General features: G+C 36.6%; 7 protein-coding genes. 2 read left to right on the top strand and 5 right to left on the bottom strand.

Going from position 1 to position 10068, the window contains the following annotated elements:
- Positions 1 to 1017: 1017 nt before the first annotated feature.
- Together opcA and ACP6PL_RS14465 are read right to left on the bottom strand one after the other, a co-directional pair.
- A complete protein-coding gene (gene opcA, locus ACP6PL_RS14470; protein ID WP_426545965.1) occupies positions 1018 to 2355 on the bottom strand; it encodes a glucose-6-phosphate dehydrogenase assembly protein OpcA in 1338 nt (445 codons plus the stop codon).
- A gap of 1605 nt (positions 2356 to 3960) precedes the next feature.
- Positions 3961 to 4587 carry a TetR/AcrR family transcriptional regulator gene (locus ACP6PL_RS14465; protein ID WP_426545964.1) on the bottom strand — a complete coding sequence of 209 codons (627 nt, stop codon included), beginning with the start codon at positions 4585 to 4587 and terminating at the stop codon, positions 3961 to 3963.
- Between the two features lie 598 nt (positions 4588 to 5185).
- On the opposite strand from ACP6PL_RS14465, the gene ACP6PL_RS31195 reads away from it, so the two are divergent.
- Positions 5186 to 5296, top strand: a complete 111-nt coding sequence (locus ACP6PL_RS31195) for a DUF433 domain-containing protein (RefSeq protein ID WP_473965213.1) — start codon at positions 5186 to 5188, stop codon at positions 5294 to 5296.
- A gap of 120 nt (positions 5297 to 5416) precedes the next feature.
- On the opposite strand, the gene ACP6PL_RS14460 is transcribed toward ACP6PL_RS31195, so the two are convergent.
- Positions 5417 to 6571, bottom strand: coding sequence for a saccharopine dehydrogenase family protein (locus tag ACP6PL_RS14460; protein WP_426545963.1), 1155 nt, complete (start codon positions 6569 to 6571; stop codon positions 5417 to 5419).
- 610 nt (positions 6572 to 7181) lie between these two features.
- Positions 7182 to 7820 (bottom strand): class I SAM-dependent methyltransferase, encoded by a 639-nt coding sequence (locus ACP6PL_RS14455; RefSeq protein WP_426545962.1) that lies wholly within the window; start codon positions 7818 to 7820, stop codon positions 7182 to 7184.
- Positions 7821 to 8018: 198 nt separating this feature from the next.
- Between ACP6PL_RS14455 and hemH the strand changes: the two genes are divergently transcribed.
- Positions 8019 to 9182: a ferrochelatase gene (hemH, locus tag ACP6PL_RS14450; RefSeq protein WP_426545961.1), complete on the top strand. Its 1164-nt coding sequence runs from the start codon at positions 8019 to 8021 to the stop codon at positions 9180 to 9182.
- 183 nt (positions 9183 to 9365) lie between these two features.
- On the opposite strand, the gene ACP6PL_RS14445 is transcribed toward hemH, so the two are convergent.
- The gene (locus tag ACP6PL_RS14445) at positions 9366 to 9914 is read right to left on the bottom strand and encodes a DUF4126 domain-containing protein (RefSeq protein ID WP_426545960.1); all 549 of its coding nucleotides are present in this window, start codon (positions 9912 to 9914) and stop codon (positions 9366 to 9368) included.
- Between the last annotated feature and the right edge of the window lie 154 nt (positions 9915 to 10068).

Below are 10068 nucleotides of genomic sequence, written 5' to 3'. Positions count from 1 at the left end.
AACCGAGAGGATTGAAGATAAGGAAATATCCTAGCACTTTTCTCTTGGTCGATTGGATATGGCGTTTCGGCGCTTGAGCCGACATGAAAAGCGTAGCGGCTCTGCAAGAGCGTGAAACCTCGCCATCTCACCCTTCGGGAAGCTCCGCTAACGACCGCTTGTTTCTCCTTTAAAGGAGAGGCTTTAAACCTTAATTATTCGGTAATATCAAATCTAGTAGCATTGGTGTAATATCATGTCCGGATAATTAGTGATAAAAAAGTTTTTGTTTGTAGTAGGGCTTTAGCCCGATAAATACCTATCTTAGGGCTAAAGCCCTACTACGAGCTTTAATTATCACTGTTCAACCGGATATGATATGACTCCTAACTTATACTATATGGCCTCTCGATCGCTTTTTGAAAGGCCAGGAAATCTATAGGTACTCGACACCTATTAATTTGATGAAGCACTGAAGTCAATTTTCTAACTTTCTAGTTTGAAGAAATTTAATCCCCCCACAATAATCAGCACCAACTACTTTTTCCCCATTTTGTCCTACTGTATAATATCCGCACATATATATCAGTCGAAGTAACGATCGCTTTCTCAGTTGTTAAATTTCATACATTTTAGGGATAAAAGACTAGATTATATCATGTTCGGATAATCAATTATAATAGAGTATATGGTTTGTAGTAGGGCTTCAGCCCGAACTGTAGATAGGGCTGAAGCCCTACTACGAACTGTAATTATAATAACTATTTAACCGCAATTCGTAGCTCCCCCGAAGGGGGCACATAATATTATTTGGTAGTGCGACAACCTCTAACAAAAATTTATGATAATCTTTACTAATAATAAATCGGATTTGTATTAGATATTCCACAATATCGACATCTGCTCACACAAATCCGTTTGCTGTGTCATTTTATAATAGTGATACTACCGGATTTGATCTAAGAAATAGAGGAAAATTAAATTTGAGAGTAGATTTCACTGTATCACAGCACTACTCTCTCCTGCTTCCTCAACTCCCTAACTTCTTAACTGCAGCATTTGTGCTGTCAAAGCTAAACTCTCCTCATACAAAACATCCCGACCCCAACGTTGTAACTGTTGTGCCATCAAAGCTTCTGCCTTCTGATCAGTTAATGCCGTTACCTGTTCCGTCAAACAAGACTGCGCCTTACCGCCAGACTCTAAACGCATACAACCAGTAGTTTCAGAACACAAAATTGTGCAACAATCAATATCAGCATCTGGATTACTCGAACCTAAACGTAAACCAACTAAATCTCCTGGAATTTCACCAAAGTCAGCAGTAGGAATAGCTGCTAACTCAGCCAAAATTTCTTTATTATTACTCCCAGTAAATTTGATATGGGCAATATCATAATCACCACCCACCTCTGTATAAGAAACTGGTTCCCAATTAAGACGACTGGCAAACCAACCTAAAAACATTAGCGCCTGAGCAGCATTTCCTTTTTCATAGTCAAGCGTAATAATGTCAACTTCCAATAAAGCTGCCCGTCGTTTTGGAGGGTCAAAAGTTGCAGCAATTAATTCTTGCCAAGCTGAAAGACGATGCCAGTTGAGGTCAGCAATATAAGTTTCATTTTCAATCAATTCCTGCATCTTTAAAAATTCTGATTCGGGATCGGAAAAGTAACAGGAGTCCATAATTATGCAGTTGCTCGCCTCACACAAACTACGAAATAATTCCTGCTCTGTGTTAGGGGTAGCTTTCCACCAGACAAATTTGGGTAGATCGGGAATCATTAATGATTTTACTGTTTCATCTACCCTTTGCATTGCTAATTTTGTGCCTCGCAAGGTGACATATTCACTGCAAACTAAATTGGAGCTACTTTGCTTCTGAATTGGACAATAAGCAGATACTTGAGCTGTAACTCCTGTATCTTCTTCCCCAATAGTGGGACATAGTGTGATAACACGACTAGGGTTTTGAGCGGCGATCGCATCTGCCATACTAAAACCCCTGAGATTTATATTTGTTACTTTTTGACGCTCTGCTGGTTGTTGTGCAAATTCTGAGCGTAATTTAGCTAGGGTTTCGGGGTCTACTCTACCTGTAATTGGCAGTTGATAAGCTTTTTGTGCTTCTTTAACTCCATTCCTGGTTTGTGGCCCATGAATACCATCAATTGGACCATCATAGAATCCTAGAGACCCCAGCAACTGTTGAAATTCTTCTGGTTCGTAAACTACCATGCTAAAGGTGGCAGCTCTTGTTGCAATGGAAGTTGCTTTACCTTGATTTTGACTCAACCAGATTTTACTTAGTTCTTCTTCTATTTCTCCTAGAGATATATCTTTTGGTTGTTGTAAGGCAACAATTGGTGTGGTCATATTTTTGTTTGTCCTTAAGTGTTAATTTTTCTTTAAGTAGTCGGACAAAACTAAATTGTTTTGTTAATCCTTCTTAACACATTGGTATTTATTTATGTCCTGGTACTTAATTGGATCAGGAATAATTTAATAGGATAGTTTCTATTTTAAGCTATAGAGTAGCCTAATTTGGCAGATTTTACTTAACTATATATAGATGATTTTTTTTGTTACTGTAAATTGTGAATCAGGAGTTAGCGCCGAAAGTATCAGATGATGGCTTAAAAGCTTTTTGGATTTTCTTGTTAAGTTATTCCTTTTACCATTTATTTAAGCATTTAGCTCTTAGTATTCAGCACTTCAGCAAATAATGAATAATTCATTCTAAGGTTAAAAGAGCTTACTTTTGTAGTAAATTTTAATTAGGGTTTGCGCTCAAAAGTCTTATGGGTGAGGGTAAGAGTCAGGAGACAGGAGACAGGAGACAGGAGGAGTAAGGAATGAACGAGAAGGCAGTCGGAAGAATTATCCCTCAATTTATCTGTCCAAATCTTGCTGTTAATACTAACTTTTTGAGGCTTTTCAACTCAAAGCGAGCGCACTTTTTCCAGACTTAAAAATGCCCAAAGCAACATCAGTAAACACTTTCATTCTTTTTCAGCAAACCCTAATTATCTCTCAATTTCTCCATTGCTTTTACCGAAATATTGTGGTTTAATACCATTTCTCAAAAATCTTGCTATATTTAATTGGGTGGGGAAGTGTGGGAAGTGTGACAGGTGTAGGGAGAAGTAAACATAATAATAATTAACATTAACTGGCTAATAATTACGGGAAAAATTATTTTGCTTGTGCTAATTACTTAATAACTGAAGTGTTACACAAGTATAGCATTACTTTTGGTAATTGGTATAAAGCCTCCCCTTTTAAGGGGATAATAAATAAAAATTTTCCTGTTCGTCAATCCTCTTCTTTTCAAGGAGAGGTAATTCGCGCATTCTTAATTCTTAATTCTCAATTCTTGAACTCTTCTTCTTAATTAATGGCTATTAAGGTTTCCCTTTTCGGCTGTTGCCAACATATTTGGGTTTAGCGTTCCACACAACGCGCGTTTTGCTAGCGCACAACTTTCCTATCGGAATGCTAGCGCAAACGCACTTCGGCTGTTGCCGACATGAAAAACGGCGCGATATGAAAAGCGTTTCGGCTAAGAGCCGACATGAATGCGGAGCATTCAGTAGAATAGCTCCTCTGTAAGAGGCAGAAGTCCGTCAGGAAAAAGCGCAGCTCCTCCGTTTGCGCAGCATTCCGCGGGAAAGGAGGCAAGAGGCAGTTCGTCTGCAGGAGGCTGGCTGTTTGCGCAGTATTCTGCAGGAAATGCTTATATCAATTTGAAAAAAGAATGTTACGAATAGTAAGGGCAATAAAAAGATTTTACAGGAGATTTACCTTTGACAAAAAATATGATTTCCCAGTTAAAAAATGATATATAAGCTATTCCCATACGACTCCTGACTCCTGACTCCTAAAAAGTTCCCTAGCTATTTGTAGCAAACATTTATCAAATTGGTATTATCTATTTATATCTTTTCTCCTCAAAACAAAATGAGTTGTTCATTTTTGAAGTTAGTTAGTATTTATTTTGTCTTTCCTGTTAATTAATGTCACTAAGTTATCAATATAACGATCAGCTTTCATGGGCATTATTTCTATACCATGCAGCAGTTTTTGATTCAGGATAAAATATACTAAAGAACCGACAAAAATTCTGGCTGTTGCTTCTGGATCATCAAGGTTTAATTCTTGATGTTCTTGCAAATATTTTGTCAGAATTTGTACTGCTGGTTTAGCTATTTGAGTTAAAAATAATTTGGATAAATCTGGGTAATTTCCTGACTCAGCAATGATTAATCTGACAAATTCTAAATATTCCGAGTCATTGATGTTTTCTGTGAGTATTCTATCAGCTAAGTTCCGCAAGACCTCTTCGGGTTCTCCCTCTAGGGGTTGCGACCAGACAAAGTTATATTTTTTAGTAGCCATTCGCTTCACTAAGGCTGTAAATAATCCTTCTTTATCTTTGAAATGACTGTATAGTGTCTGTTTGGATACTCCTGCTGTTTTGGCTACTTTATCCATACTGGTACAGGTATAACCATTCTTTAGAAATTCTGGTATTGCTCCTCTTAATATTTGTTCCGCTTTGTCTATACCACCCCCCTGTAATTTCTTCTGTCTCTTGATTTTGGCCATTAACTTTTCTCCTTCAGATTGCTTGACAGTATCTAGCTTTTTGCTATACTAAAGATAATCAAACTGTACAGTCTAGTCTAAATATAATTTAGGTAGTTATGAATATAATTTGTCTATCTATATTGGCGAGCACAATTATCTTATCGGACGAAATTATTAACGGCAAACTAAAAATCTCGAAGCGACTATTCAACTGGATAGAAAAAAGAGGCGTTCGCGTAAGCGGAACGGAGTTATATCACTCCGAAAAAGAAGGTAATACTACTGCTGAGTCAAAATAATATTTTTGGTAGTATTTGATTCTTTAAGTATTTAGGATTTGTTTGTGAAAGCTGAAAACACATTTGCGGTGGATAGCAAATGTGTTTAGATGTAGTTTTAGCCATACTTGAGAATTTAAATTTAGTCTTTTGATACTGTTTTACAACTCATTTTGTCCAACAGCGAATAGGTGAATGCTGAATGATAACTTTATTCACTGCTAAGGGCTAATTCAGTAAAGAAAGATTAATTAGCCATTAGTATTTTTATTAAACAGATTTCCCAAAGAGTTTCCTAGAGGTAAAATACAGATATACACTGTCAAGATGGAAAAATTATGTTTGAAAACTATTCAATAATTAGTACATCTCCTGAAATTATGGCAGACTCCCCAGTTTTTTCTGGTACGAGAGTGTCAGTAGAAACACTTTTTAATATTTCAAACTAGTAGAATCTATTTAAACATTTAAAACAACAAATCAAGAGAAAGTCTTGCTCTTTTTAAATATAATTTTGAATTATATACCTATTTAGAATAATAGAGTTATAAAAATTAATTATAGCAAAATCACTTTAAATTTTGTATCTGATAAACCACAGACTGATCGCCATAATTTTTCACAAAACCACGACTCTGCATTATCTGTTCAAATAATTCCGTAGATAAACTATTTTCCACAGACCAAACACCCGGTTGATTCAATTTTCCAGACAATATTAATTCGGCAATACCAGCAGCACCAATACCTGTAACAGTTGCAGTATCTTTATGGATAATTGACGAGCAAAAATCAGCTTTTTTCCCTGACTTTTTACCAATAACTTTTGCTTGAATTGCCACACCAATACCACTATATTGATCTGTAATTTGAGTCATTTTATAACTAACTTGAGACAAAAATTCTATTACCCCTGAATTCTTTAACCAACTCACAGGAAATAAATGAGCAGTCATCCAAGTCAGATGATTATAAAAATCGGGAAAAGAACCAAACTTTGTAGTTACAGTTTTCACAGGAAAAGAAGTAGGTAAAGTCAAAGACTCTGGCATATCAAACCAGTAAACTCCATTTTTTCCGTAGGGTTTGGGAAAATCAATAACTTGGCGATCGCTATAAGGTTTAACAGATTGCCATTTACCATCTATCCAGACATCAAAAGGATTTTGTAAACCTAAAAAAGTCGTCCGCATAACTGTGACTCCCGCTCCACCAGAACCACCTACTACATAACTTAAATGTATTTCTTCTGGTTCATCAAATTGTTCTACAGATTGACGAGCCAAACTATTAGAAATTCCTGGGAAAATGCCTGTATTAATAATTGCAGTAACTCCAGATTTTTTAGCCGCCTCATAATATTCTAAAGCTTTACGAGTAAATCCTCTATAGTCACTAACATCAACATAATTAATACCTGCTTCGATACAATTTTTCAGAACATTAGCATCGCGATGATGAAACGGACCTGCACAGTGAATAACTAAATTTTTAGAAGATTTACTGTAGGAATAAATAATATTTTTGACTCTTTCTTTGTCTGCTAAATCTAGAGCTAAATATTTAACTCCAGAGCTAATTCTAGAAACAGGAATTTCTTTAATATTTACTTCTGGTTTACGTCCGGTAATAGTAATTTCTGAATTGGTATAAGTTGCTAAGTCTCTAGCAACACTACTACCAATTCTGCCATATCCACCTATGATTAAAACTTGATTAGTCATCTTTAAGTTAATTGAATTGATATTGAGATTGCTCAAAAGGTCTTATGGGTGGGGGGTAGGAGTCACGAGTCAGGAGTCAGGAGGAATTTAGAGGAGGCAGGAGTAAGAAAAAACAGGTTTGATCGTAAATTTCTTTTCCTCGGCTTTTTTCATTAGCCAAATATTCATTAATACTCGCTCTTCCATTATTACACTCGCTCTCACCTTCTAGCTCCCCCTTCCCTTGTAGAGAAGGGGGTTGGGGGGTTATGTCTCTTGTTGTAGTGGTGGCAATACTTATCACCAGCGCAGCGTAACGCACCGTTTTTCAGGAAAGCTTAACCTACTTCGACTAAAAATGAAACGATATAGAGAGACCTCTCCCCCAACCCATCCCCTGCAAGGGGATGGGGGCAAGAAAAAGAGAAAAATTTATTAAAATTTATTACGTCTGTGCAGTAGATAAATACCTGAAAAAGAGAAATTCATACTGGTTTATTCCTAAACAAAGGTTTTAGCTTAAATTTTGTGTAATTAAATTTTATTTGTATCAAAAAGACCATAACTTTCCCCCCCCTTCCCTTGTAGGGAAGGGGGTTGGGGGGTTAGGTTTTCAACCCACACCGCAGAATCATTTTTTCACCTGCACTACCTGAAGACTACCACCAGCATATAAAAGTGATTTATGTGAGTCATTATCAACTAAATTAAACCCTACTTCTTGTAATAAATCTAATATATTTGTATTAATAAAATTCCAGCAAGTTTCTGTTTCAAATAACCAGAAAAATATTGCTAATCCTGGTAAAAATAGAGGATTAGTCGGACGATTAAAATCAACAAAAGTAAAAATTCCACCAGGCTTCAGAACGCGGTAAACTTCTTGAATAATTTGCCGTAATTGTTCAGAGTTCATCTCATGTAAAGCCGCACTTGTATGTACTAAATCAAATTGATTATTTGAGAATGGCATATCCTCAGCAAATGCCTCAACATATTTAGCCAATGGTACATTTTTTTTAGCTCTATTTATTGATAGTGGAGAAGCATCTAATCCTGTAACATTTTGGGAGTGTTGAACTAGAAAATTAGTTGCTTGACCACTACCACAACAAAGGTCAAGCACCTCAGTATTTTGGTTAATAGTCAACCCTTGTAAAGCTAGTTGGCGAAACTTAGTTTCTCCTCCAACAGTCAGAGCTGCTAAACGGGAAATTCCGTCATACAACCATTGATATTGATAGCTCCAGTCTCTTAAAATTGTTGCCATTTTTAAAGTCAAAAGTCAAAAATTAAAGGTCAAAAGTTAAAACCGTATAAGTATATAAATTTAATTTATCCTTAACCACTCAAACTAATATAGATTCCGGCTGGCGGTTGACTCTACATTTGTCAGCAAATATAATTAAAAAAATATAAATATGTTAAATTTAGTAACAAATATTAGAATGGGAGCCTTATTAACACTATGAGTCGTGTTGGAGTATTATTACTTAATTTAGGTGGGCCTGAACAACTAGAAGATGTGCGCCCATTTCTCTTCAATTTATTTTCTGACCCAGAAATTATTCGTTTGCCCTTTCCTTGGTTACAGAAACCTTTGGCATGGTTCATTTCAACTATGCGTTATCAAAAGTCTCAGGAAAATTATAAGGAAATTGGCGGTGGCTCTCCATTAAGATCGATTACAGAACAGCAAGCTCTGGCTATGCAACAAAAGTTAGAAGAAAAAGGATATTTGGCTCAAACTTATATAGGAATGCGTTACTGGCATCCTTTTACAGAAGAAGCTCTCACTAGAATTAAGCGCGACCAAGTAGAAAAGTTAGTAATTCTGCCACTTTATCCTCAATATTCTATCAGCACGAGTGGTTCAAGTTTTAGATTACTTGATAAACTTTGGTACAAAGACCCAGAACTACAGAAAACTGAATACACCGTTGTTCCTTCTTGGTATCAACGACCAGGATATATACAGGCAATGGCAGAATTAATTGCTCAAGAATTAGACCATTGTCCAAACTCAGAGGAAGTACATATATTTTTCAGTGCTCATGGTGTACCTGTCAGCTATGTTGAAGAAGCAGGAGACCCTTATCAGGCAGAAATTGAAGACTGTGTAAATAGAATTATAAAATCTCTGAACCGACCAAATTCTTATACTCTTGCCTATCAAAGTAGAGTTGGCCCAGTGGAATGGTTGAAACCTTACACCGAAGATGCTATTCAAGAATTAGCAGATAGTGGGGTAAAAGATTTATTGGTAGTTCCTATTAGTTTTGTTTCTGAGCATATTGAAACTTTGCAAGAAATTGATATTGAATATCGTGAGGTTGCAGAAGAAGCTGGAATTAGTAATTTTTATCGAGTACCTGCTCTGAATACCCACCCAGTATTTATCAATGATTTAGCAGATTTAGTTGTGGAAGCTCTAGATGCTCCTAGTCGTGATTTTTCTGATGCCATCCAAATGAAAAAAATTATCAAAATGTATCCCCAAGAAAGATGGCAGTGGGGGTTAACTACTACAGCAGAAGTCTGGAATGGACGTTTGGCAATGCTTGGCTTTATTGCTTTGTTGTTGGAGTTAATTACTGGTCAAGGCCCTTTACACTTGGCTGGTTTACTCTAATTATAGGGGCGTTTGGCATCTGGCTATGCCCCCTGGATCTAATCAATCTTAATTGGAATTACCACTATAAATTTGTGGATGAATACTACCAACTTGTTTTGTCTTTCCTAGATATAGTAGTCGAAGCAAAGGGTGCAGACATTTATAAATGCTCAAACTCACTCAGGGATAACTTTTTACTTTTTACTTGCGCGTAGCGCCATACCATCGATACCAATCTTGATAACTACGGATAGCTAGCCATAACAATAGTAAAGCAATTAATCCTCCCTGTTGTGGTGCATCGAAGGCAAAAATTACTAGGCAAATGCAGAGAATATCTTGAGATAAAAGCATCCAAACAGGCAAACCTCGCCACCGAAAAAACCATCCAACCTGAACCAGTTGCAGAACCAAGGCTAGTAAACCCCCTACAATTCCAATAACTATAATTAACCAACCTTCTATATTAGTAGCTTCAGCGATCGCCATACTCATAATTGTTCCTACTATTGGACTGAATATGAGTTGAACTAAATTGAGAATGCGTTGGCCTAAGAAGTCTTTTGAGGCAAAGATTTCAAATAAAGACCAACTGACTAAAATTCCTACCACTATTTGGGGGGATATTTTAGAGAGCAGAGGAACTTTTGCCCATAGGTCATTTTGTAATAAACCTATTAGCAGTAGGGGTAGTGCTATTCTAATACCTGCTGCAGCTGATGCAGACAAGGCTGCGAGGACTTCTACCATAAAGTACAAAACAAAGTATGATTACTATGTATTTTATATTTTCTTTTTTGATATCTGTGAGAAATCTAGGTGGGGTGATGCCGTGATATCAAATTCGGTGTGCGATTCGTTTGGCCTAAGTAAACTCCTTAGTTTACGTTCAGCCAGCCCTGTG

Source organism: Dapis purpurea BLCC-M126 (genome assembly GCF_050015975.1).
Lineage (GTDB): Bacteria > Cyanobacteriota > Cyanobacteriia > Cyanobacteriales > Microcoleaceae > Trichodesmium.
The sequence above is the reverse complement of the archived record's forward strand: the minus strand, read 5'-3'. Positions and strand labels throughout refer to the sequence as shown.

What these genes read in the sequence shown, in the direction of transcription:
- opcA (WP_426545965.1), bottom strand. Translation starts at nt 2,355, where the DNA reads ATGACCACACCAATTGTTGCCTTACAACAACCAAAAGATATATCTCTA.
- ACP6PL_RS14465 (WP_426545964.1), bottom strand. Translation starts at nt 4,587, where the DNA reads ATGGCCAAAATCAAGAGACAGAAGAAATTACAGGGGGGTGGTATAGAC.
- ACP6PL_RS31195 (WP_473965213.1), top strand. Translation starts at nt 5,186, where the DNA reads ATGTTTGAAAACTATTCAATAATTAGTACATCTCCTGAAATTATGGCA.
- ACP6PL_RS14460 (WP_426545963.1), bottom strand. Translation starts at nt 6,571, where the DNA reads ATGACTAATCAAGTTTTAATCATAGGTGGATATGGCAGAATTGGTAGT.
- ACP6PL_RS14455 (WP_426545962.1), bottom strand. Translation starts at nt 7,820, where the DNA reads ATGGCAACAATTTTAAGAGACTGGAGCTATCAATATCAATGGTTGTAT.
- hemH (WP_426545961.1), top strand. Translation starts at nt 8,019, where the DNA reads ATGAGTCGTGTTGGAGTATTATTACTTAATTTAGGTGGGCCTGAACAA.
- ACP6PL_RS14445 (WP_426545960.1), bottom strand. Translation starts at nt 9,914, where the DNA reads ATGGTAGAAGTCCTCGCAGCCTTGTCTGCATCAGCTGCAGCAGGTATT.